We start from the raw sequence: 486 nt of genomic DNA on the forward strand, positions 1-486 counted from the left end.
CGCGACGAAGGGGATTTCTACATGATCGGCACCATCGAGTCCGGGTCGGGCACGGGCGGGGCGGTGTCGGGCGCGGGGCCCTCCGCCTCGTCCTGCTCGAGATCAATCAGGATCGGCCCCTTGGTCATGCCGCCTCCCTTTCCCGGGACGTGCCCGCCCGCCAGACCATGCGGATATCCCTAAGACCGGCATCATTGCCCATGCCGCACCCCCGCGTCGCCTCGGCAAATCCCTGCGCGGCATAGAAACGCCGCGCGGGCAGATTGGCGGCCAGCACGTACAGGTCCAGCTGCGCGGCCTGCTGCTTGGCCTCCCGGATCAGCACGCGGCCCAGCCCGGCGCCCTGCGCACGCGGATGCACGTAAAGCGCATGGATGCGCCCGCCGTCCCGCGCGATGAAACCCGCCGGGCCGCGCGGATCGCGCAACATCCGCACCCAGCCACGCCGCGTCGCCAGCGCCATGGCCGGCAGATCGCCAGGCCGCA

General features: G+C 71.4%; 1 protein-coding gene. It reads right to left on the reverse strand.

The genetic code is table 11. The features are described from left to right. Window positions 1–124: 124 nt before the first annotated feature. The coding region (locus ACH107_RS33485; RefSeq protein ID WP_412509882.1) for a GNAT family N-acetyltransferase at window positions 125–486 on the reverse strand (362 nt) is incomplete at its 5' end.

The sequence above is a fragment of the Roseovarius halophilus (ex Wu et al. 2025) genome, from assembly GCF_047086965.1.